This is a genomic window from Acinetobacter sp. GW821-FHT01C12 (assembly GCF_059422625.1).
Genome location: NZ_JBWKXD010000012.1, coordinates 5,690 through 28,709 on the forward strand (window position 1 = coordinate 5,690; position 23,020 = coordinate 28,709).

The 23,020-nt window shown below is 38.9% G+C and carries 20 protein-coding genes, 3 tRNA genes and 1 pseudogene; 12 read left to right on the forward strand and 12 right to left on the reverse strand.

The window, feature by feature from the left end:
- The 5 genes from AC07WY_RS18760 to AC07WY_RS18780 form a co-directional block, all read right to left on the reverse strand.
- Nucleotides 1-72: transfer RNA gene (locus AC07WY_RS18760), tRNA-Lys, on the reverse strand.
- Nucleotides 73-164: 92 nt separating this feature from the next.
- A tRNA-Lys gene (locus AC07WY_RS18765) sits at nucleotides 165-240 on the reverse strand.
- A 92-nt stretch (nucleotides 241-332) separates the two neighbouring features.
- Nucleotides 333-408, reverse strand: a tRNA-Lys gene (locus AC07WY_RS18770).
- 195 nt (nucleotides 409-603) lie between these two features.
- Nucleotides 604-2,445 (reverse strand): long-chain-acyl-CoA synthetase, encoded by a 1,842-nt coding sequence (locus AC07WY_RS18775; RefSeq protein ID WP_209828139.1) that lies wholly within the window; start codon nucleotides 2,443-2,445, stop codon nucleotides 604-606.
- A gap of 207 nt (nucleotides 2,446-2,652) precedes the next feature.
- On the reverse strand, nucleotides 2,653-6,066 hold the full coding sequence (locus AC07WY_RS18780) for an Rne/Rng family ribonuclease (RefSeq protein WP_494736910.1): 3,414 nt from the start codon (nucleotides 6,064-6,066) through the stop codon (nucleotides 2,653-2,655).
- Between the two features lie 769 nt (nucleotides 6,067-6,835).
- Here AC07WY_RS18780 and AC07WY_RS18785 point away from each other — a divergent pair.
- The 4 genes from AC07WY_RS18785 (at nucleotide 6,836) to AC07WY_RS18800 (ending at nucleotide 10,041) form a co-directional block, all read left to right on the forward strand.
- A complete protein-coding gene (locus AC07WY_RS18785) occupies nucleotides 6,836-7,774 on the forward strand; it encodes an RluA family pseudouridine synthase (protein WP_494736911.1) in 939 nt (312 codons plus the stop codon).
- A 153-nt stretch (nucleotides 7,775-7,927) separates the two neighbouring features.
- Nucleotides 7,928-8,596, forward strand: coding sequence for an HAD-IA family hydrolase (locus AC07WY_RS18790; RefSeq protein WP_419335522.1), 669 nt, complete (start codon nucleotides 7,928-7,930; stop codon nucleotides 8,594-8,596).
- Nucleotides 8,597-8,676: 80 nt separating this feature from the next.
- Nucleotides 8,677-9,378 (forward strand): helix-turn-helix transcriptional regulator, encoded by a 702-nt coding sequence (locus tag AC07WY_RS18795; protein WP_004818745.1) that lies wholly within the window; start codon nucleotides 8,677-8,679, stop codon nucleotides 9,376-9,378.
- 57 nt (nucleotides 9,379-9,435) lie between these two features.
- The gene (locus tag AC07WY_RS18800; RefSeq protein ID WP_262084932.1) at nucleotides 9,436-10,041 is read left to right on the forward strand and encodes a glutathione S-transferase family protein; all 606 of its coding nucleotides are present in this window, start codon (nucleotides 9,436-9,438) and stop codon (nucleotides 10,039-10,041) included.
- A 138-nt stretch (nucleotides 10,042-10,179) separates the two neighbouring features.
- Here the strand turns inward: AC07WY_RS18800 and AC07WY_RS18805 are convergent, their stop codons facing one another.
- The 3 genes from AC07WY_RS18805 to AC07WY_RS18815 form a co-directional block, all read right to left on the reverse strand.
- Nucleotides 10,180-10,851, reverse strand: a complete 672-nt coding sequence (locus tag AC07WY_RS18805; protein ID WP_494736912.1) for a DUF1345 domain-containing protein — start codon at nucleotides 10,849-10,851, stop codon at nucleotides 10,180-10,182.
- Nucleotides 10,852-10,974: 123 nt separating this feature from the next.
- The gene (hcaR, locus tag AC07WY_RS18810) at nucleotides 10,975-11,883 is read right to left on the reverse strand and encodes a DNA-binding transcriptional regulator HcaR (protein WP_034611600.1); all 909 of its coding nucleotides are present in this window, start codon (nucleotides 11,881-11,883) and stop codon (nucleotides 10,975-10,977) included.
- Between the two features lie 546 nt (nucleotides 11,884-12,429).
- Entirely contained in the window at nucleotides 12,430-12,888 is a 459-nt protein-coding gene (locus AC07WY_RS18815) for a GNAT family N-acetyltransferase (protein ID WP_262084934.1), read from the reverse strand.
- Between the two features lie 127 nt (nucleotides 12,889-13,015).
- Here AC07WY_RS18815 and AC07WY_RS18820 point away from each other — a divergent pair, with 127 nt between their 5' ends.
- The 4 genes from AC07WY_RS18820 to AC07WY_RS18835 all read left to right on the forward strand — a co-directional run bounded on the left by AC07WY_RS18820 (nucleotide 13,016) and on the right by AC07WY_RS18835 (nucleotide 16,383).
- Nucleotides 13,016-13,954, forward strand: coding sequence for a cation diffusion facilitator family transporter (locus tag AC07WY_RS18820; protein ID WP_004818752.1), 939 nt, complete (start codon nucleotides 13,016-13,018; stop codon nucleotides 13,952-13,954).
- A gap of 2 nt (nucleotides 13,955-13,956) precedes the next feature.
- Nucleotides 13,957-15,087 carry an MBL fold metallo-hydrolase gene (locus AC07WY_RS18825; protein WP_004718147.1) on the forward strand — a complete coding sequence of 377 codons (1,131 nt, stop codon included), beginning with the start codon at nucleotides 13,957-13,959 and terminating at the stop codon, nucleotides 15,085-15,087.
- Nucleotides 15,088-15,143: 56 nt separating this feature from the next.
- The gene (locus AC07WY_RS18830) at nucleotides 15,144-15,668 is read left to right on the forward strand and encodes a hypothetical protein (RefSeq protein WP_494736913.1); all 525 of its coding nucleotides are present in this window, start codon (nucleotides 15,144-15,146) and stop codon (nucleotides 15,666-15,668) included.
- Nucleotides 15,669-15,732: 64 nt separating this feature from the next.
- Nucleotides 15,733-16,383 carry a hypothetical protein gene (locus AC07WY_RS18835; RefSeq protein WP_494736914.1) on the forward strand — a complete coding sequence of 217 codons (651 nt, stop codon included), beginning with the start codon at nucleotides 15,733-15,735 and terminating at the stop codon, nucleotides 16,381-16,383.
- Between the two features lie 2 nt (nucleotides 16,384-16,385).
- Here AC07WY_RS18835 and AC07WY_RS18840 read toward each other — a convergent pair whose 3' ends face one another.
- The 3 genes from AC07WY_RS18840 to AC07WY_RS18850 form a co-directional block, all read right to left on the reverse strand.
- A complete protein-coding gene (locus AC07WY_RS18840; protein ID WP_494736915.1) occupies nucleotides 16,386-16,784 on the reverse strand; it encodes a DoxX-like family protein in 399 nt (132 codons plus the stop codon).
- The gene (locus AC07WY_RS18845; RefSeq protein WP_494736916.1) at nucleotides 16,771-17,217 is read right to left on the reverse strand and encodes a thiol-disulfide oxidoreductase DCC family protein; all 447 of its coding nucleotides are present in this window, start codon (nucleotides 17,215-17,217) and stop codon (nucleotides 16,771-16,773) included. The genes AC07WY_RS18840 and AC07WY_RS18845 overlap by 14 nt, the downstream gene beginning before the upstream one ends.
- A gap of 102 nt (nucleotides 17,218-17,319) precedes the next feature.
- Nucleotides 17,320-18,840 carry a catalase gene (locus tag AC07WY_RS18850; protein ID WP_239046537.1) on the reverse strand — a complete coding sequence of 507 codons (1,521 nt, stop codon included), beginning with the start codon at nucleotides 18,838-18,840 and terminating at the stop codon, nucleotides 17,320-17,322.
- 681 nt (nucleotides 18,841-19,521) lie between these two features.
- Between AC07WY_RS18850 and AC07WY_RS18855 the strand changes: the two genes are divergently transcribed.
- The 4 genes and pseudogenes from AC07WY_RS18855 to AC07WY_RS18870 all read left to right on the forward strand — a co-directional run bounded on the left by AC07WY_RS18855 (nucleotide 19,522) and on the right by AC07WY_RS18870 (nucleotide 21,781).
- Nucleotides 19,522-19,953, forward strand: a complete 432-nt coding sequence (locus AC07WY_RS18855; RefSeq protein WP_262084942.1) for a PAAR domain-containing protein — start codon at nucleotides 19,522-19,524, stop codon at nucleotides 19,951-19,953.
- A gap of 18 nt (nucleotides 19,954-19,971) precedes the next feature.
- Nucleotides 19,972-20,295: pseudogene (locus AC07WY_RS18860) on the forward strand (PAAR domain-containing protein); the annotation flags it as partial.
- Nucleotides 20,296-20,373: 78 nt separating this feature from the next.
- Nucleotides 20,374-21,171: a lysozyme gene (locus tag AC07WY_RS18865; RefSeq protein WP_410004173.1), complete on the forward strand. Its 798-nt coding sequence runs from the start codon at nucleotides 20,374-20,376 to the stop codon at nucleotides 21,169-21,171.
- 28 nt (nucleotides 21,172-21,199) lie between these two features.
- The gene (locus AC07WY_RS18870; protein ID WP_494736917.1) at nucleotides 21,200-21,781 is read left to right on the forward strand and encodes a hypothetical protein; all 582 of its coding nucleotides are present in this window, start codon (nucleotides 21,200-21,202) and stop codon (nucleotides 21,779-21,781) included.
- 604 nt (nucleotides 21,782-22,385) lie between these two features.
- Here the strand turns inward: AC07WY_RS18870 and AC07WY_RS18875 are convergent.
- Complete coding sequence (locus AC07WY_RS18875; protein ID WP_419335529.1) at nucleotides 22,386-23,000, reverse strand: TetR/AcrR family transcriptional regulator; 615 nt, start codon at nucleotides 22,998-23,000, stop codon at nucleotides 22,386-22,388.
- Nucleotides 23,001-23,020: the final 20 nt, after the last annotated feature.

Sequence of the window (23,020 nt, forward strand, 5' to 3'; positions counted from 1 at the left end):
GGGTCGTCCGCGATTCGAACGCGGGACCAACGGATTAAAAGTCCGCTGCTCTACCAGCTGAGCTAACGACCCTGAGCAAGGATGTGTAAAGCGATGCTTTACTCGATATTTGTGAAAATTGAGAATTTTCTATCACTATCCATTTACAGGTCAAAACAATTAAGTGGTGGGTCGTCCGCGATTCGAACGCGGGACCAACGGATTAAAAGTCCGCTGCTCTACCAGCTGAGCTAACGACCCTGAGCAAGGATGTGTAAAGCGATGCTTTACTCGATATTTGTGAAAATTGAGAATTTTCTATCACTATCCATTTACAGGTCAAAACAATTAAGTGGTGGGTCGTCCGCGATTCGAACGCGGGACCAACGGATTAAAAGTCCGCTGCTCTACCAGCTGAGCTAACGACCCTGAACCTTCATCCAAGCTAGGCTTGAATGTGTAGTGCAAGAAAACTAAAAAGTTTTTAAACACCACTTTGTTTTGATGGAGCGTATTTTAGCAAGATATTGATAGAGCGCAAGTAAAAATTAAGAAAGTTTGCAACGTTCGGTTATAAATAACACAAAATGGACAAAAAAAGCCCTGAAATCAGGGCTTTTAGCTTTAGAAGCGGTATTTATAAGCTTCAATATTGGCAAAAACTTCCGCAGTGACATCACAATAGGCATTGGCACTTGGCAGTAAAACCAATAAACGATCAGAGGTTTTTTCAGGATTAAAGGCTTGTTCCTTTAATTTATTTTTCTGATATTTAAATGTACCCGTCGTTTCTACAATTTGTTGGATACGTAAAAATACCGGAACAGCATAGGCTGGCAAGTTCTTTTTAAACTCGGCTGCAAGCTGGCTTAGATCTTGTTCAGTCAGTTCTTCACCGTCATGTAAAGTAATGGCAGCCATACCTGCTCGACCATTGGTATTTGGAATTTCAACGCCGTAAACCACAGCTTCTGTGATTTTAGGGTATTCACTACAAATATTTTCAACTTCGGTGGTTGAAACATTTTCACCTTTCCAGCGGAAAGTATCACCAAGGCGATCGACAAATTGCGCGTGTCGGAAGCCAATATCACGAACCAAGTCACCAGTAATAAAGTAAGAATCGCCCTTTTTAAAGACATCTTTCATGATCACTGACTTGTTCTTTTCTGGGTCCGTATAGCCATCAAAAGGGGAGCGCTTGGTGATTTTACCAATCAATAAGCCCACTTCACCTTTTTTGACCTTTTGACATGCACCATGACTGTCACGGATTGCTTCATTTTTTTCTTTATCGAACTGGACGATGGCGTAAGGTGTAGGTGAGAAGCCAACAGTATTGTTAAAATTAAAAACATTACTGAAGCCTACATTTCCTTCACTAGAGGCGTAAAGTTCTAAAATTTCTTCGATACCAAAGCGTTCTTTAAACTTGCCCCAAATATTTGGGCGCATACCATTACCGATCATTTTGGTGACACGGTGCGTATGATCAAGTTCTGAGGCAGGTGCATCCATAAGGTAGCGGCAAAGTTCACCAACATATCCAATCGCTGACGCATTAAACTTTTTGACATCAGACCAGAATGCAGAGGTAGAGAATTTACGACGGATTGCCAAGGCTGAACCACCTGCAATAGCACCACACCAGCACACCACCATACCTGTTGCATGGTAAAGCGGTAAAGTGCAGTACATCACATCATCTTCACCTAAGTTTAAGACATGACCATATGTTCCATATGCCAAGGTCCAACGACTGTTGGTAAAGACCACAGCTTTAGGTAAACCGGTTGTGCCAGAGGTATAGATATAAAACAAGCCATCTTTCCCTTTGACACTTTGTGTGGTCGAAGGATTGAATTTTGGAAATTGTTGAATTTTTTCAGCAAGATTGATAAAGCCTTGAGGTGCTGTACCCGGGTCTTGCGTTGTATTTTGATCTGCAAACCAATGGATGCGGTCTTGAGCAATGTTTAAGTCTTGACGAATTTCATCTACCGCAGCACGGCATTCTTCACCGACGATCACCGCAACAGGATTGACCAAATTGATACTATGCGTCAGGACTTTACCTGTCTGTGAGGTATTGACTAAAGCTGTTGTTACGCCAATTTTTGCCAGTGCAATCACGGTCGCAATCAACTCAGGACGATTTTCGATCATCACGGTGATCGCATCGCCTTTTTTTATGCCAATAGAAAGATAAAAGTGTGCAATTTGATTGGCCCAGTTATTCAGTTCTTTATAACTATAGCGTTGATCTTCAAATAGTAACGCATCACCATAAGGATTGCGTTTTACAGCACGTTCAAAAGCAAGACCTAGCCCAGCAGGCGTATTGGGTGTTCTGATATAAGCTTGTTTAAGTCCAGTCAGGATATTGGGAAGCTTATTAATGAGCTGTGGTAAGCGCTCTGCGACATCAGTAAATCCGATGAGATCGGCCTGTGTTGTTTGACTCATATCAATCCTATTTATTTTTCGTAATCCAATACAATTTTTAGAGTGTCATTGACTCACATTACATTTGTCTTTTTAATCGTATAAGACTAGTGCAATCAACCTAATCTGACAAATGTCCTGATAATCTCTTCAAAATAGCAAAAAAACCTAGCCATCGAAATGACTAGGTTCTCTTTAATCGCTACATTTTAAGCAAATTTTTAAAAATTACTCATCCGCTGGCGGTGTCGCTTTTTTTGGCGGGCGGCCACGAGGGCGACGAGGGCGGGCAGGTTTTTCATCTGTTGCCACATTGTCTGCCTTTTGTGCATCTTCATCTACGCCAGCTTCAGCAGTCGTATCTAAAGCAAGCGATTGTTGTGGCTTTTTCGCCTTTTCAGTTGCAACAACTGCTTTCTCAGCTGACTTAGCAGGGGCTGCTTTAACCACTTGAACTTCCGCAGGTGCTGTTTCAACTGTCGTTTCTACAGGTGTTTCAGCTTGCACTTCTTCTGCTTGAGTAACCACAGGTGCTGCTTCAACTGGACTTGCTGGAGTCTCAATTTTCACTTCTTCTGGTTGTTGCTCAAGTTCAGCTTGATGCTCTTGCTTTGCTTGTACAGCCGCTTGTTTTGCTAAACGACGACGTTCACGAGGATCATTCGCTACACGGCGATCATTCTCAGGCTTCGGTGGCGTTAAGTCTAAAACATCAGCAGGTTGTGCTTCTGGCGCTGCTTTAGAGATAGCAACATCACGTGTTACAGGCTGCTTGCTTTGTACATCAGTCTTTTCTACCACAGTTAAGGTCGCTGAATATTCTTCAGTAAACTTAACCAAAGCACGATTGAATGTTGGAATTAATCCAAACTGTTCAATCAATACCGCACAGTCATCACCATAGACATGACGAATCAACGTTCCCACTGTGTACTGATTTAATGTCGGTACCTGAGATGGTGCAATTTTAGGTGTTGCCGCTTTTGCTTGAGCAGCGTCACGTTGTTGACGGCGTTTTTGGCGCGGGTCATTGCTGGCACGTTGCACAGGCTGTTCTGCTTGAACCTCTGTTGCTGCAGGTGCTTTTGCTTCAGTCGTTACAGCCTGACTTTCTACAGCCGGTGCAGTAGCTGGTTGAGCGTCTACAGTGCGAGGTGCTTTAGCAACAGTTTCAGCTTTTTCATTGCGATCATGACGCTTCGGCTTGTTGCTTGCTGGCGCAGCAACTTGTTGCGGGTTTAATGCCACAATTTCACTTTGAGCTTGATCAAGGTTAACCACTAAAGCTGTTTCAAGTGCTGCATGCTTCGGTGTGTCAATGAGTTCAACCTTAGGTTGTTTCTCTTGAGTTTGATTCTGCTCTACAGGCGCATTGTTGTTTGGCGCTTGTTGTTGCTCATCATTAAACACGCTGCTATCGCGATGACGATTTGGGCGGTTTGGACGTTGCTGATGGTTACGATCACGACGTGGAACAGCTTGTTCAGCATGGTTCGTGTCAGCATTTTGATCATGCTGTTGACGTGGCTGCTTTTGATGACGACGTTGTTCCTGACGCTGTTCTTGGCGTTGCTCTTGACGAGGCACCTGAACCACTTCTTCAATCACTTGATGTTGATCGGTGTTTTGTTCACGTGACTCTTTGTGCTTGTTGCGATTTTTATTTTTATTGTTGTTGTTACGCGGAGCTCGTTCTTCTTTCTCGCCCTGTTTTTCATATTCACGCGGTTCTTGTTTTTGAACAGGTGCATGTGAAAGATAAGCATTGGTTTCAGCAACAACTTGAGCTTCAATTGCAGCTGGCGCGCTATTGCTATTCACTTGGCCAAATTGACCACGGCTTACAGCACCACCGTTAATCATTTGTTCAATGGCTGCAGCTGCATTGTTTGCAGTACGTGATTGGTCAACAGTTGCTGCTTGTTTTTGTACAAACAGATTTTCTAACCAAGCACATGGGCTAGAAGCTGGTTGAGCAACTTGTGCTTGAACCGCTTGCTGAGCTTTTTGAGCTTGAGCAGGTTGTTGCTTTCTGTTTTGCTTATTGTTCTGTGCTTGAGCTGGTGCAGCATTGTGTTGCGTTTGCTCTTCTTCTAAATGCCACTCAGATGACTCATAGCCCAATTCTTTTTCGCTTGAACGGGTAGCTTCAGTACGTTCATAGCTAGTTGGCGCAAAACCTTCTGGGTTATATGAGATTTCGTAATGTGGTGTTTCTAAATGTGGATGTGGCAGTACAGTAACACGCACATTTGACGTTTGTTCTAAGTAAACCAAACTGTGGCGCTTTTCATTCAATAAGAATGCTGCAATTTCAACAGGCACTTCAACTTGAACTTCACCTTGACGTTCACGTAATGCAATCTCTTCAACTTTACGCATAATTGAAAGAGAAAGAGAACGTAGATCACGTACCATACCTGTGCCATGACAGCGAGGGCATACATAACCTGTAGCTTCTTCAAGAGATGGGCGTAAGCGTTGACGGCTCATTTCCATTAAACCAAAACGTGACAATTGACCGAACTGGATACGGGCACGATCACTTTGTGTCGCTTCACGAAGTTTAGCTTCAACCATACGTTGGTTGCGTTCTTTGGTCATATCAATAAAGTCGATCACCACCAAACCACCAATATCACGTAAACGTAATTGGCGAGCAATTTCTTCAGCTGCTTCTAAGTTAGTGCTGAGCGCAGTTTCTTCTACATCATGTCCGCGTGTTGATTTCGCCGAGTTGATGTCGATTGAAACCAGTGCTTCAGTTTGGTCGATTACAATTGAACCGCCTGATGGAAGTTTAACTTCACGTTCATAAGCTGTTTGAATTTGACTTTCAATACCAAAATGCGCGAATAACGGTTCATTTAACGTATAGGTTTTTAACTTATCCAATTGATTTGGCATTACCGCTTTAACAAAGTTATAGGCTTCGTTATAGGCTTGCTCTGAGTCAATTAAAATTTCTGCAACATCATCACGTAAATAGTCACGGATAGCACGCGTCACCACACCAGCTTCTTGATGAACAAGCATTGGTGATGGACCAGAGTTTGCTGTACCTTGGATTTGTGCCCATAGGTCTAACAAATGTTGAAGATCAAGTTGCAGTTCTTCTTGTGAGCGGCCAATCCCTGCTGTACGAACGATTACGCTCATACCACGTGGGGTATTTAATGACGCCAACATTTCTTTAAGTTCTTCACGTACTGAACCCGAAATTTGACGACTAATACCACCACCTTTTGGGTTGTTCGGCATCAAGACTAAATAGCGACCAGCAAGGGAAATATAGGTTGAAAGTGCTGCGCCTTTGTTGCCACGCTCTTCTTTTTCAACTTGAACCAAAAGTTCAGTGCCTTCAGTGATGAGTTCACGAATATTTGATGTTTGGCGAGGGTCTGCCTTGTAGTAAGTATTGGCAATTTCGCGCATCGACAAGAAACCTTGACGACCCGCACCATACTCTACAAATACAGCTTCTAAAGAAGGCTCTACGCGAGTGACATGGCCTTTATAGATATTGGCTTTCTTTTGTTCACGTGTACGGTTTTCTAAATCGAAATCGTAAAGACGGTGACCAGTGATGAGTGCAACGCGAACTTCTTCGGCATGTGTTGCATTAATCAACATACGTTTCATGGGTGTAACACCTAATAGTGATTCACACCAACAACTCGCTATCTTTTTTAAGTGAAGCGAACATCTAAAATATTGGATCAATGCTCAAATCACGGATACATCCAATATGATCTGAGTAATTTACCCACTTGTTTTGAGCAAGGTTGGGTTTGATGCCTGTATTGATGCTGCAATACTTCTTTAATCTTTGCACGATTAAAGTTTCGAGCTCTTCACTGGCACTTAAGTGGTGCATTGGATGACTGATTTGATTCGTCTTTCACTATCACATTGCTCGAAGAGCATCTCAACTTTTGTGAGAGCGTCTTGATACGGAATTATCATCGTACCTTTACAAATTGTGCAGTTCCAATGCCTCAAACACTTATGTCCTGAATAACACTCTACAGCGACTTGCCTGATGTGTATCAGTTTATGTTTAAAAACCAACGTCTGGGTTGGCGACATATATTTTTAAACAAACTGATTTCTGTACTTTAAGTACAATTAAACGCAACAGTTTGTCTTTTTGCCGATATAATAAAGCCTTCGGCGTCGGCATATTCTTTTGGGACCTTTCCGCATCTGTCGTGAATTTTATCGTTTGTGTCACGCTTTCATTTTTAAAAAAGGGTGGCACTAAATTTCACTTACGGTGGTATCCGTGCGCTGACTATAGCAAACCTTGAATCATCTGCCTATGGGCTATATGCTTATTTTGTATGAAAAGCATAGTCTAAATGATCAGTTTTTAATCAAATTTTAGTTTTTTATTGGATCACCTAACTGTATGAATTCTACGCAACAATGGCAAAATGTAACTTGGTTTGAAGTAGACGAGCATCAAGAAGGCCAGCGCATCGATAATTTCTTATTTACTCGCCTGAAAGGTGTGCCGAAAAGCCGTATTTATCGTTTAATTCGTGAAGGTCAAGTGCGCGTCAATAAAAAGCGTATAAAAGCAGAAACTAAGCTAGCGATTGGCGATCAAATCCGTGTTGCACCTATTCGCTTTGAGCAAAAAGACGAAACTGATGCACCTGTATCTGATAAGGTTGCACAAAGCTTACTCAGCCGTGTGGTGTATGAGGATGAAGGTTTATTGGTAGTCAATAAGCCGTCTGGAATTGCCGTACATGGTGGAAGCGGTGTGGCGTATGGCTTAATTGAAGGCTTACGTGCGGCAACAGGTAAAAAATATTTGGAATTGATTCATCGTATTGACCGCGATACTTCGGGTCTGGTGATGGTGAGTAAGAAACGCAGCACATTGAAGGCGCTACAAGACATGTTGCGTGAGCATAAAATTAAAAAAACCTATGCTGCGATTGTTAAAGGTCAAGTGAGTTTAGATCAACAGTTGATTAATCAACCTTTATTGCGCTATGAGCTGTCCAATGGTGAACGTCGTGTACGTGTCTCAGAAGAAGGTAAAGAATCTAAGACACAATGGAAAGTTGTCGAGCGCTTTATGCATGCGACACTGGTCTATGCTTCTCCACTGTCAGGCCGTACCCATCAAATTCGTGTGCATGGTTTAAGTATTGGTCATCCTTTAGTGGGCGACGATAAGTATGGTCATGAAACAGAGTATCGTGGACCAAAAGCTCGTCGATTGAGCCTACATGCAATGCGCCTTGAAATTCCTGGTTATCCTGTGATCGAAGCGCCTTTACCTGAAGATATGCAAAGCTTGGTTGCGCAGTTAAGAGCACAAAAGAAAGATTGATTCGATCTTGCTGCTCACTTTATCTTTTACACAAAGGGAACTTGTTTTATGAAAAGTTCCCTTTGTGTTTAAAAATGCGTTAGCTTGTCATGTAAAGGGCATAAGATCTAAACATTAGTCATGCGTAAACTGAGCAAATATTGGAAATAATTCATGCAAAAACCTGTAGAACTTATCATTTTTGATTGGGATGGCACTTTATTTGATTCAGTTGGGCAAATTGTGGCAAGTTTATTGGTTGCTGCAAAAACCTTTGACCAACCGTTAACAGCTGATGCTGCGAAAAGTATTATTGGTTTAGGGTTGCCTGAAGTTGCTCAAGTGTTATTTCCACAGGTCCCTGAGTTACACACTGAAATTTTGAAATGTTATGGCGATCATTATGTTGAGCATTCCAAAGATGATTTGTGGTTCGCTGGTGTCTCTGAAATGTTGCATGATTTAAAAAGTCAAAATATCAAATTGGCAGTTGCAACAGGGAAAAGCCGTCGTGGTTTAGATCGTGTTTTGGCTCAGACCCAGAGTCAGGATTTATTTGAGATCACCCGTGCAGCGAGCGAAACCAAATCCAAACCAGATCCATTGATGTTGGCTGAAATTTTAGATTACACTGGAATTTCGGCGGAGCAAGCCATTATGGTGGGCGATACATCTTATGACTTAGAAATGGCACAGAACATTGCCATGCCACGTGTTGGGGTGAGCTATGGGGTACATGCGATTGATGTATTACAGCGTTTTAATCCGCTGACGATCGCGAATAACGTTGATCATTTACATCAATTTTTAACTCAACAGCTTAAGGCCAGTGAAGTTGCTTAGATGCTGTTTTTACGCTGTTTGCAGATTGCCCTCAGCGTAAACTTAGATAAAACCAAAGAGATATAATAAGAAAATTGACCATGAGCCGTTCTATTCGATTACTCACTTTATTACAACTTTTACGTGAACAGCGTTATCCCATTACCGCGCAATGCTTAGCAGAACATTTGGAAATTAGTGTCCGAAGTGTTTATCGGGATATTGAAAGTTTACGTGACCAAGGTGTCAATATTGAGGGCAGTGCGGGCTTAGGATTTCAGCTGAAAGAAAACTTTTTACTGCCTCCGATGAGTTTGGATGAAACGGAAGTCGAAGCAGTGTTCTTGGCATTGCATTGGTTAAGGTCAGTGCCAGATCCAGCATTAAAAAATGCTGCACATTCAGTTTTGGCCAAACTCAATGCGGTATTGCCCAAGAATAAACAAGAACTGATTGATGAAACCATGCTTCGGTCTATCAACCATTGGCTTGTGGTTGATGAAAAAGTTGTCGAACAAGTACGTCTAGCAATTCGTTATCAGGTCAAGATTGAAGTGCATTATTTGGATGAAAAACAAAATATCTCTAGCCGTATGCTTTGGCCTTTTGTCTTAGGGTATTTCAATGACAAAATGTTGTTGGCTGCATGGTGTGAATTACGTGAGGATTTTCGAAATTTTCGTTTAGATCGGATTCAAAAATTAACTGTAACCGAAATCATTTACCCAGAGTTTAAGCGCCATCTTTTTCAGGCATGGTGGCAAAAAGAGTTGCAAAAAAAATCCATGCTGAAAAGCTCCTGACAAAAACTGACACAGCCGCCCTTTATATTCAATACACCACTATAAAGGAATGGAAAAATGGGCTTAAAACTATATAGCAACGCGCAGTCTAGAGGTCTTGTTATTGAATGGCTACTGATTGAACTGGGTGCTGAATTTGAAAAAATTGAGTTGGCTTATCACACTGAAATGAAGTCGGAATCTTATCTAAAGATTAACCCATTTGGCAAAGTACCCACCTTAGTCGATGGCGATGTGGTGATTTACGAAATGCCTGCAATTTGTGCCTATTTGGCAGATAAATTTTTTGATCAAGGACTTGCACCAGCACTGGATGATCCAAAACGTGGCTTGTATTTCCGTTGGTTATTCTTTGCTGCTGGACCGTGGGATGCAGCCACGACGGATCGCGCATTAAAGGTTGAGATTACCGACGAGCAAAAAATGCATATTGGCTATGGAAACTTTCAGGACACCTATACCGCTTTAATTCAGGGCTTGGAGCAGGCTCAACCTTATCTATGTGGTGAGCAATTTACGGTAGCCGATGTGTTTGTTGGTTCCATGCTATTTTGGCAATTGAAGATGGCAGAGCTTGAAAGCCATCCTGCAATTGAAAAATATCTTAATTCAATCAAAAGCCGAAAAAACTTAAGAAATAATCAAGCACTTTTTAGCGACTAAATCATCAAGACGATGCAAACTTAGCATGATCTCGTGCTGGGTTTGCATTGAGGTTTTTTAGTCACATTCAAGCGCAGAAAAATGATAAAAAACTTTGGAGATTGGCTTTTGGTGTTAATCCCTCTATTTTTACTTCAGTTAAATAAAACCTGCGGCAACATTAATACAGATCGCCAAAATCGTCGTGTTAAATCCATACGCCAAAAGGATATGGAGAATATTTAAAACGCGCATCGAACGAGATGTAATCGATACATCTGCTGTTTGTGCAGAAGTACCAATGACATAACTAAAATACAAAAACTCAGGGTAGGTTGGTTTAGGTGTTTTTGGAAAGTCCAATCCACCATCCTGATGATTCTCCACTGCCAAATAAAAGTCATGTGCATAGTGAATAGCAAAAATAGTATGCATAAATAACCATGCAAAAATGATGGTGAAAATTGCTAAGGCGATATGTCCTGCTTTAACTCCAGTCACATCGGGCAAATGTGCCAATTCAATAATAATGGCAATAAAACACATGATGAGTGAGAGCACAACCAACAGTAAAATGATCCATTTGCTGGCATCCTGTTGCTGAGCACGCTTTAAAATATGCGCTTGATTGGTTGCCCAGAGCATTTTTATGGTCAGGATTAAGTAGACCAGGATGGCAATATTCCAGCTGAATAACAAATTGGTTGGCCACTGCCAATCTGTGCTCAAAGACATCCCCATATACACAACTGCTGTAAGGAGAAAACTAATAAAGAAATATGGACGAGACAGAATACCTGATCGAAGTTGGTGAAATGCACGTCCTATCATGATGAACACCGCCTGAATTAAAAAATGATGGATATTTAAGCAAATAAAATGAGTATTAAATTCGATTGGTTTAAGTCGTCATATTAAAAATAAGTTTACGCTCTATGTCTTGTCGCGGCAGTCTTATTCTTGCTCTAAACGATTGATATCCAGATAAAATACCTTGGTTAATAGTTCAATGAATTTTTGTATTGCAACAGAGCCAGCACTTTTTCGATAACTTACATACAAGTCTAGATAGGGAAGCTCAATCTCTAAAGGTCGAATGACAGTGTTATTGTTGATTAATGGCGCAATATAACTTGGCAAAATTGTACAGCCTAAGCCCGCTCCAACTGAGTTAATATTCAATGAAATATTGTCAGCTTTTTGGACGATATTCAATTCAATATGATTGTGTTTGGCAAACTCTAAAATGGTGTTGTGCAAAGTCGTGGATTGTTCTTCAGCAGGAATAATAAAATCGATCCCATTGAGCGCTTTAACAGGGATACGTTCATACTTGGCTAAAGGATGATCTTTGGGTAAAACAAAAATTAACGGTTCACGGAGCACAAATTTACTTTCGATTTCATCATTATGAAAATTGTGCCTGCTAAAGCTGATATCCAGCTCACCCTTTTTTAATGCGCGCATTTGTTCAAGGTTATTTAAGCTCAATAACTCAATTTTTAGCTCAGGATTTTGTACCCTTAAATTCGGTAAGATATAAGGGAAAATCTTTATTTCAGCCACGGGTACAAACCCAATTCTTAACAATAGCTGTCTGGCTTTGGAGACCTGTCTTGCCATAGCAACAGCCTTATCGGCTTGTGCTAAAGTTAAGCGTGCTTGCTCCAGAAAAACAGCACCTTCTTCAGTAAGTTCAACTTTACGCTTGGTCCGATTTAACAGCCGAACACCGACATCTTCTTCAAGATCTTTGATCTGCTGGCTGAGTGAGGGTTGTGCTGTATAAAGTCTCAATGCTGCTTTGCTAAAGTTGAGTTCTTCAGCCACAGTAATGAAGTATCTCAGATGTCGTAATTCCATATAACGCGTCCAAAGAATAATCCAAAAAATGTCTTACTAAGATTTTCAAAGAGTATAATCTATAATCAACTGTCAGGTGAAGATGATTATAGTATTTAGAAAATAAATGAACTTTTCAAAATCATTGTTATTTTAATATAGAAAATTACATGGCGAATAATTGATAAAATATCTTAATTAAAACAAAAAATATTTCTCTAGGCCCTAGCCTAGGAGCCATCATCTGTACACAGTTTCATCAATTTATCTACGGCCCTTACTTGTCATAAGCGTACTTTCAGGAATGGAAAAATTGATATCGATGTTTTAATTGATGTATCTCGTCATCAATCTATAGAGAACCAGATTTATATGAATGAATACTTGAAAAGTGTTTGATTGCATTGGGTTAAGTTGTTGTAATCTGATCTGATAAACATGATCATGCTGAGGATTACTAAAACCGACTTGGAGATAGAGGGCAAGGTCGGTTTCGTCGTCATGGATAGTCAGCTTGATCAGAGTGTTTATGATGATGTTTTTTGATATCGTTCTATCTCAAAACACTTAGACGGAAGGCTTCTTTAGTTTCAAATGCAGAATTGGAAATGGGTTACCTTCAGCATCAAGTTCCGAACGGGCAATTTGTTGGAAGTTATGTTTCTTATAGAACTCCAAAGCACGAATATTTTGTTCGTTGACATCTACCTCATGTGCACCTAACTCAAGGGCTTTTTGAATGAGCATTGAACCAATACCTTGATCAAAAAAATTAGGATCAATAAATAACATTTCAATCTTTTGATAAGCCAGTCCCATAAACCCAACGATTTGACCTTCACGTTCCACATGAAACAATCGTACATGATCAAAATAATGATGCTGAATGATGAGCGTTTTAATTTGTAAGATATGTTGTTCGTTTAAAAAGTCATGCGTCGCACGTACAGAAGCTTCCCAAATTTTTAATAATTGTGGATGAGACTGCGACGGAGTATTTAGAATATTGGTTAAATTGGGTTCCATAAAAGATTCACTCAATTGTGAAAAGCAACAAAAAATAAAGAAAAATCACAGATAGTTTCGCTAATATGAAGCAGGACAGATATAAAAATCAAATTGATGTATTTGATGATAAAAAACAGGACAATAAATGTCAGATTCCAACAAAATTGTTGTATATGCAGCACTTTTGGGCAATTTAGCCATTGCTCTGGTTAAGTTTGTTGCCGCTTATATTACAAATAGTTCGGCAATGCTCAGTGAGGCGGTCCATTCTGTCGTAGACACTTTAAATGAAATCTTATTGTTGTATGGTTTAAAAAAATCACAACAGCCTGCAAATTATCATCACCCCTTTGGTTATGGGCGAGAGTTATATTTCTGGGCCTTTATTGTCGCATTGTTGGTTTTTGCTTTAGGTGCTGTGGTTTCGATTTATCAGGGTATTCAACATATTCGTCATCCAGAAGTTATACAATCCCCATTGGTCAACTATGTGGTACTCGGGTTTGCGCTGCTTTGTGAGGGCACTTCATGGTTTATTGCGTTGAAAACATTTAAAAAGACTAAAGGTCAAATGGGATATTTTGAAGCCTTTCGTCGCAGTAAAGATCCGACAACCTTTACAGTTTTATTTGAAGACTCAGCAGCTTTAATTGGCTTAATCATTGCATTGCTGGGAATATTTTGTGCTCAGCAGTTTAATTTACCCGTTTTAGATGGAGTGGCTTCGGTACTGATTGGTGTTGTCTTAGCCATCTCAGCCCTGCTTTTGGCAAGGGAAACCAAAGGGTTGTTGATGGGTGAAACAGCAGATCCAAAACTACGTCATAATGTATTGAAAATAGCTCAGGAAGATCCTGCCGTGTATTCAGCAAATGGCGTACTGACTGAACAAATGGGTGCACATCAGGTGATTGCTTCTTTAAGCTTAGAGTTTAAAGATAGTTTAACTTCAGATGATATCGAAGCCTGTGTGAACAGAATTGAAGCAAAGATTAAAAGTATTCATCCCGAAATCGTGGCATTATTCGTGAAGCCACAAACACAGCAAGTATGGCTTGAAAGAATGAAAGGGCGTTTAGAGTAATCATGTCGAAACAAGAGCCAATGGTCCGTCTTGAAGATACAACGGTACAAGACAACACAATGCAAAATAAGACTGTTCCATCTCAGCAAGTTCAACAATTGCATTATCGAATTGATACTGAAAATTGTCTGTCACATACATGGTATAAACCTGTATTTAGTGTGATTGGTTCAAATCAGCATAATGGTGAACGGTTCTTTAATGAAATACGTAAACCACAAGGGCGTAGCCGTTGGGATTTGATGAAATGGCTGGGTACCCGAAAATCATATACTTGGAATGTGGATACTCAAAAAGAATCATCAGAATTCTATGCGGCAAAACGTGTATTACCTCAGAATCGACCAGATGCTGATGAGCATGATTGGCAAATCTGGTTTGTGAGTCATGCGACTGTACTGGTTCAAATTGGTCCCTATAACTTCTTAACTGATCCTGTTTGGGCCGATTATGTTAGTCCGAAACATGGGCGTGGACCAAAACGGGTGATTCCTGCTGGAATTGCTTTAGAGCAATTGCCAGAGATTCATGCAGTTTTACTCAGTCATAATCACTATGACCATATGGATTTAGCCTCTTTAAGATGGCTACACAACAAATTTGCTATGCCAATCTATACAGGTTTGGGCAATGCCTGTTACTTGCCTAAAGAGTTCCATGTGATTGAGATGGACTGGTGGCAATCTGCATTATTTAAAAACTTAAAAATTATTTATACCCCTGCACAGCATGGTTCGGGTCGTGGTTTACGTGATCAGAATATCGCATTGTGGGGTGGTTTTTCTGTGGTATCGCAACATGGTCATTTCTTCTTTGCTGGCGATACGGGGTATTCACCGCATTTTAAAGAAATTCAAAAACGTTTAGGTTCACCGCGAATTGCGTTATTGCCAATCGGTGCGTATGAACCAAGAGCGTTAATGAAATATATGCACATGAATCCACAAGATGCTTTTCAGGCGCATTTAGATTTACAAGCCAAGCGTTCTTTGGCAATTCATTACCGTACCTTCCAATTGACGGATGAAGCGCGGGAACAGCCTGAGCAGGATTTACAAAAGGCCATGAAGAATTCATCAAAAATGGTTAATCCATTCTACTGTATCCGTGAAGGTCGTAAATTGGTGGTGTAGTGGGCCCTTATTGAGCCATAAAAATTGAGAGCGCTAAAAAATTGAACGCACTAAAAATGATAAAAATCTTATCCAGTACTTTGTTGTTTTGTTTGGTGATGACTTCAGTCGCTGCAAAATCTATAGACCTAACTCAAGCGGCTAAGGCGGATTGTGTTTCAGATGCGCCTTGTGCTGATGGAGATCAGATGACTATGGCAACAGCCGAAGATAGTCCAGCAGCAGATGATACGGAGAGTATTAAGCCTCTCAATGAAAAATATGATTTGGAAACGGGTGATGAATGGAAATTAATTCATCAAAATTCAAATACTCAATTTTTTGAAAGTATCACCACAATATCTGATGGTAATCAACTTATTCAAGCTTGGGTTAAAAGTGTGAACCCAAAAAAACAATACACGATTAATTATTATCAAGTATTGTGTAAGGATCGGACATTTACACGACTTGAGCAGTTTAAAAGTCAGGACGATAAAAACTATAAACTGGTTAAAAAGGTCGAGCATTATCGTCAAACACAACCTTTTAGTCAGGCTGGTGAAATACTTCCAGTTTTGCAAAAGCTGTGTCAGGATTAGGATGTATTTACCCAAACTAAAAAATAGTGTTGATTCCTGATTGAAAAATCAAGGGAGATGAATAATGAAAATAATCCAAACTTTATTGATGTTACTGGCATTATCCGGTACAGCTTTTGCTGAGACTCAAAATATACAAATTAATCAAAATAATTTTGAGTTGAAAACAGTGATGAATGAAGATGAAGCCGACTTTTTGCGTAAAGATATTGAATTATATCGAAATAATCAAAAGCTGCTCACGCATACAATTTATTCAACCACGGGTGACTGCAGTATTCTCCAGATTGAATTGGGTGATTATGAGGTCAAAGATAACAAGATTATTTTTTATAGTTATTGGGCTTCAGGTGATCGGCAGGGGCTCTGGACCTATCCTTATGGTGTGCGTAAACAAACCTATACTGTGGATGCAAAGGGTAAAGTGAAATTAGTCAGTGCTGTACTATATGTTGAAGATATTTTGGGTGATCCGCTTAGCACAAACCCAGATGAGGAATACCTTCAATTTTTGCATACCGCTCCAAAAACCAAGCAACAACAACGTGCACTGAATGAATATATTCAAACCATGCAAAGTGATTATAAAGGTCGATTTGTGCATGGACAGGAACGGGCGCGCTTAATTCAAGAAGTGAAAAGCAAACTCGCCAAGCAAATTGCCACTGAAACCAAAGGATGGAAAGAGCAGTTTGGTACAAATGTGCGAATGTAAGTTTATTCGGCTTTTTGCGCATTGAGAAGTTGAATTGCGACAATAGACAGTGCAGCCATTGCAGTATTCATGATGAAAGGATTAAAACCCTGCGCAAAATAGTGTGGATAAACAATCGCGACAACCAGTAAAAACAATAGCATCGCGATGATATTTAAAAAATGCAGAAGCTTTGACTGTCTAAAAATAAGAAATAATCCACCAAATATGATTTCTCCAAATCCTGAGAGTTCAATAAGGCTAGGAATGGGCAACAATTGAATCCCTGTAAATTGCCAAAATTGTTGCTCTTCGATGACTTTATATATGATTTTAGGGATGAGTCCCTGATAAAACCATAAGACAGCCAGTGAAATATGAATGGTCAATAGGGCATTCTGAAATGCTTTAGAATTTTGCATCAATGCTATGTTCCAAGAAATGTTTTTTATTTTCAGATGAAGGTAGTAAACACTGCGCAGTTGTACCAAATAAACGATAACGATTTAAAGCAACTCGGCGGTATAGAAAATCTCGGATAAATTTGGGTATCCCATAACCCATTTTTAAATATGAAAAGGGTCGTCCTAAACTTTCAATCACTTTTAAAAATGCAGTGGATTCACTATAGGCTTGCCCATTTTTAATCACCAACATGCTATCAAATTGCTCAGTGGGCATTTGATAATGTCTTAAGATATCTTGCCCTAATGGTGATTGCACCGAAGTTAATTTAAATTGTGCCTGTGTATCATATTTGATTAAAAACTTTGCCCAGCCGTTACATAACACACAGATTTCATCAAATAAAATGATGTCATGTTGTTGAATTATCGCTTCAATTTTCTGTTGCATGGCTTTACTCGCGATTGGGAGTTTCTTCAATATAGTGCATTTATACAAAATAAAAAACCGCCCGAAGGCGGTTTCTATTGAATGACTTTTATTGAGCTAGGCTTATTGAAAACCAGGATGACCTTTGCCAGGATCGCTATCGCGTGCAGCTTGTGCATCTGCAACAGTTAAGCCCAAGGCTTTTGCCACGCCTTCTCCATACGCTGGGTCACATGCATAACAGTTACGGATATGACGATACTTAATAAAATCAAGTGCATCACCCATCGCACCCGCCGTATTATCAAACAGTGCTTGTTTTTGCGTATCATTCATTAAATTGAATAAAGCGCGTGGTTGGCTGAAATAATCCGAATCATCTTGGCGGAAATCCCAATGATCTGCATCACCACTGATTTTTAATGGTGGTTCTTTAAACTGAGCTTGTTCCTGCCATTGGCTAAAACTATTCGGTTCATAGTGTGGTAAACCGCCATAGTTTGCATCGACACGACCTTGACCATCACGGTGATTAGAATGAACAGGGCAACGTGCAGCATTGACAGGAATTTGTTGATAATTCACACCCAAGCGGTAGCGTTGAGCATCGGCATAGTTAAATAATCGCGCTTGCAACATACGGTCAGGTGAAACACTGATACCTGGAACTAAGTTACTTGGTGCGAAAGCCGATTGCTCTACATCAAGGAAGAAGTTTTCAGGATTTTTATTTAGCTCAAACTCACCCACATCAATCAGTGGATAATCTGCATGAGGCCAAACTTTGGTCAGGTCAAATGGATGATAAGGGACTTTTTCTGCATCTGTTTCTGGCATGACTTGAATTTGGAGCTTCCATTTTGGGAAGTTACCATTTTCAATCGAATCAAATAAATCACGTTGATTACTTTCGCGATCTTTAGCAACAACCGCTTCCGCTTCAGCATCGGTTAAATTTTCAATGCCTTGTTGGGTGCGGAAATGAAATTTGACCCAAAAACGTTCATTGTTTGCATTGATAAAGCTGTACGTATGACTACCAAAACCATGCATATGGCGGAAGCTTTTTGGAATACCACGATCAGACATCACAATCGTGACCTGATGCAAAGCTTCAGGTAATAACGTCCAAAAATCCCAGTTGTTGGTTGCACTACGTAGATTGGTTTTAGGATCGCGTTTTACGGCTTTGTTTAAATCTGGGAATTTACGTGGATCACGCATGAAAAAGACAGGAGTGTTGTTTCCAACGAGATCCCAGTTACCTTCTTCGGTATAGAACTTAAGTGCAAAACCACGGATATCGCGTTCTGCATCTGCTGCACCACGTTCACCAGCTACAGTGGTGAAGCGTGCAAACATTTCTGTTTGTTTGCCAATCTGTGAGAAGATTTTAGCGCGTGTGTACTGGGTAATATCGTGAGTTACGGTAAATGTACCAAAAGCACCTGAACCTTTTGCATGCATTCTGCGCTCAGGAATCACCTCGCGTACAAAGTTGGCCAGTTTCTCGTTTAACCATAAATCTTGTGCCAGTAGAGGACCACGTGCGCCTGCCGTTAAACTATTTTGGTTGTCTACAACAGGTGCACCAAAAGCCGTTGTCAGGTGGGTTACAGGACATTTTTTTGAGTCTTGGCTCATTCTATTTCTCCATTTTTAATTAATCATGTATTCATTTTTGAATAGATGGAATAGATAAAGAATATTCGCTATTACATGACATTAACCGTAATTGAAAAACCAATATAGTGAACAATTGTTAAATCTAATTGATCTAAAAATAAATGATTTGTCATTTATTTTTAGAAACAACTTACCGGTCTTTATCTGCTTTAAAATACTGTTGTTTAAGGAAGAGCAATCAATGTTTTAAAGCGATAACTTTACTTTAGAGTGATTTTTTATATTTGTGAAATTGATAAAAATATTATTATTGATTTGTTTTGACGATTAATAGGGATCAGAACTTTGCGTGGTGTGAAGTTAAGTGATTTTATATAAAACCGCTTGAGCGCATTTTTACGACACTGAAAGCCTATATAGAAAGTTTTGAGTAGATAGATCTAGTTTTTTATTAAATTTCGTATAAACTGTATTGTTTTTATTTTCTACATTGTATGTTAAATTTTATTTAACTATTTTTACTAATATAAACATATGTATCTAAAAATTAAATGCCTCCCTCTCTAAGTTGCAAGGTTAGAGGCTTTTTACTAAAACAAGAATTTATTTGCCAAATATTCTCAATTTTATCATTCGAAATATGGTTCAACTATTTTCTTTTTTATAAAACAAACAACAAGATAAGTATGGAGTATAACCATGAATCATAAGCTTTTTTTATCTCAACTTTCTCAAGATGAAATATTGAATTTGTCTACTGAGGAAATTCAACAGCGTATATTGGCTGAACAAGAATTTATAAATAAACAACCTCATAAGAATTTTTTAGCAGCAACACATGGCTCCAAAACTAAAAATGGTGGGTTAGTTAAAGCAAGCATTAATCAACGAGTGAAAGCAGAAGGCCACCTTATTGCCGCAGTAGGGGATGAAGCCATTTATCAAGATGGTTCAAACTCTAAAATCATTTCAGGTGCTGGTGAGGAAGGGAAAATCGAAGGTTTTGAGGTAGCGCTTGTTGGAAGCCGTTTGGAAAATGGTGATGAAATTATCGAAAGTCTACAATCAAGTTTTGTATTCCGTTTATATGCGGATAGAGCAATTCCTGAAGACTTTTTGAATCGTGATTAATTTTTAAAGGGGGAAATCATGGCTAAAGGTTTTGCGATAGATCACTCTATGACTGATCATGGTGGAATTATTAGGGCAACTCAAATGAACGCTTCTCAAATGGGGAGCTTGTTTTTAGTTGCAGGTGATGGGCATTTTTGTCCTAAATGTAAGTGTTGGTCGAAAATTATTAAAAGTCACGATCATATTATTTTTGACGGTAAAGCGGTTGCTTATGTTGGTGATCAACTCACTTGTGGGGCAAAAATTTTACCAAAGCAGGATCATGTTGTGGGGGATAGTCAGGGTTCTAGTTTACGTTCCCTTGCCTCTAATTTTCAGCCTACTAACTCTCAACAAAATTTAACTAATAACTTAGTAGCTGGTAGTTATAACATGATCTTTCTTCTTAAAGATGGTCAAAATAAACCTCTAACTAAAATGCCTTACACATATGAAGTTGATGGTATATCTAAAATAGGGACGACTGATGATAAGGGATGCACAGATCCCATACAAACTAATGGTGAAAAAGTTATTAAGGTCTATATTGGCAATAATTTAAACAATTCAAATGATCACGGTAACGTATTAATTGCAACGGCCAAGAGCAACTTAACATCGAATGCAATAACTGAAGGAAAAACAAATAGATTAAAAAAGCCTTGGAAGATATCAGACACATTACGACAAGCTATGATTAAAGCTGAAGGGGCTATACCAAGAGAATATCCCTCTCCTGAAGGTGGGAATAATACAATTGGAATTGGGCATAAAATTAAAGACTCAGAAATAAAAAGTGGTCGATTTAAAGCTGGTGGTGAATATCCACAACCACTATCAATAGAACAGATGCTTAAACTGAAAGATGAAGATGTTGGCCTAAATGGTGGCAACACTCTCAACCAGATAGTCAATGTTCCTCTGCATCAATATGAAATGGATGCGATTATTGACCTTTGTTTTAATGGAGGAAAAGGTGCATTGTCTGGCACAGCATCAACTTTATACGATGAAAATGGTAATAAACAGCCTGCTGGCACAAATAAGGTTGCATTAGTTGATTTACTAAATAGTGGAAAATATAGTGAAGTACCTAAATATTTAAGAAACCATTTCAATACATCAAACAGGATGTGGTCTCGAGGAGTTCAAAATCGTAGAAATATGGACGCTAGAATGTTTGTAAATGCACAGAATGGCTACATCATGCTCAATGATGCACCAAAAAAGAAATAATTCAGACCTACTTTTTGCGGAAATTTATATGCGTAAAATTAAATTAATTTTTCTATGTATAACATGCTATCTTACGGCACTTCATGTTTATGCAAAAGAATTACAATACATTAGTGATGGAAGAATCTATTATTATTGCAATGATAAAACATCAAATTTCTATTTTTCTGCTGAACAACAAGGATCATTTTTAAAAGATTTTAAAGAATATAATATTGATGTGGATTCATTATTGATTAGTAAAGAAGATTCCGAGGGAAACATTACACGATTAGGAAGCAAAAAATCTATACACCAATGTGGGGCTATAAAATTAGTTGTTGAAAGTGGCTTCTATAATGCCAATACTCAGGGAATGTTAGGCTTACTAGATTATCCTCTTATGTCTATTTCTATAAATGGCAAAAGAGTATTTGATAAAAATCCTTTAAATTTATGCGCCTCCAGTGGTTCACGCGCGATATGCCCAACTGATTTTTCTGTGCAATCTATAGAGATAATCAAAGTTTCTCGTGATTTATATCAAGTAACATTAACAAAAGCCTTACCTGTGAATAATGGTGATAGTTTTAAGTTAAAAAAAGAAATTATAAAGTTAAAAGCCAAATAAGATCTTCACTAAATTATATTCCAAAACCCATGCCTTAATCTTGCTTAAGTGGGTTTTATATATGCAAAATAACAGTTTATCCAACTGGTTTATTTAAATAATTTCCACTGAAAAATAGCCCAACCAATAAGATCTATGTAAGTAACATTATCACAATAAATGCAATATAAAGCATTGATAAAAATAAAATATTACGATTCCATGCCATTCCTAAATTACGGTAATGTAGATCTGCATTTTCCTCAGTATTTGAACTAAGGTATGCGAGAGAAAGCCCGATTAAACTAATACAGGTACAGAGAAAAGCAGCACTTACAAACAAAAGTTCATATAGCGGTCTTTCACAAATATTAGTAAATTTACAAGACTGGCTTGCTATATAAATAGAATAAAAAATGCTTGCCGCAATAATGAAAATATTGAGTATTGCGCAATAGTAAGATGAACGACTAAGTTTTGATGATTCTCTATTGATTTGTTCTGGCTCTTTCATTTTTTTAAGAAGTTTAGATGAGGCTTAGCTATTTTATTACATTTTTAAAGAAAGCGTTCTTTCATAGGCAAGATATTATTTAAAAACCAACATACTAGGCGTTATGTAAAATTAAACTAGCTTGATGAGCAGTTGAACCATATCCACCTCCAAAACTTTCCAATCCTTAAACTCAGGTTCGATCAACAATGTCTGCGAGACAAAACCATAGCAAATTCGTTGTACATTTAGACTCATCTGTTTGAGTTGTTCATCATCCTGAATAAAAGGTTTCAGCATGTTTTGCCACATTTCTACCATCATGGCATAACTTTTTTGATATGTTTCAATACTGGAAACCTGTCGTTCTAATAAGAAAGACTGGGCCCATAAAAATTGTTGTGCTTGAATTTGCTCAAGTTGAAAATGAATGATTTGCTGTAAATAGCTTTGAAAATCTGATTTTGTGGATAAGTCATACACGCTTTGTGCATAACTTTTTAAGACTTCTGCATTGCTTTTTACATGTTGGTGAATAGTTAAAGCAATCAAATCTTCCTTTTTAGAAAAATACTCATAGAACGTCCCTAAACCCACACCAGCAAGATCGGTAATTTCACGAATGGTAATTTTATTGGCAGGATGTTCATGTAAAAGCCGAACAAAACTTTCCATCAACGCTTCTTGTGTGATACGTGCCCTTGATTGGCGGGGTTTACGACGCACATTGATTGCAGGTAAAGCCATAAAAATAATCCGAACATCCT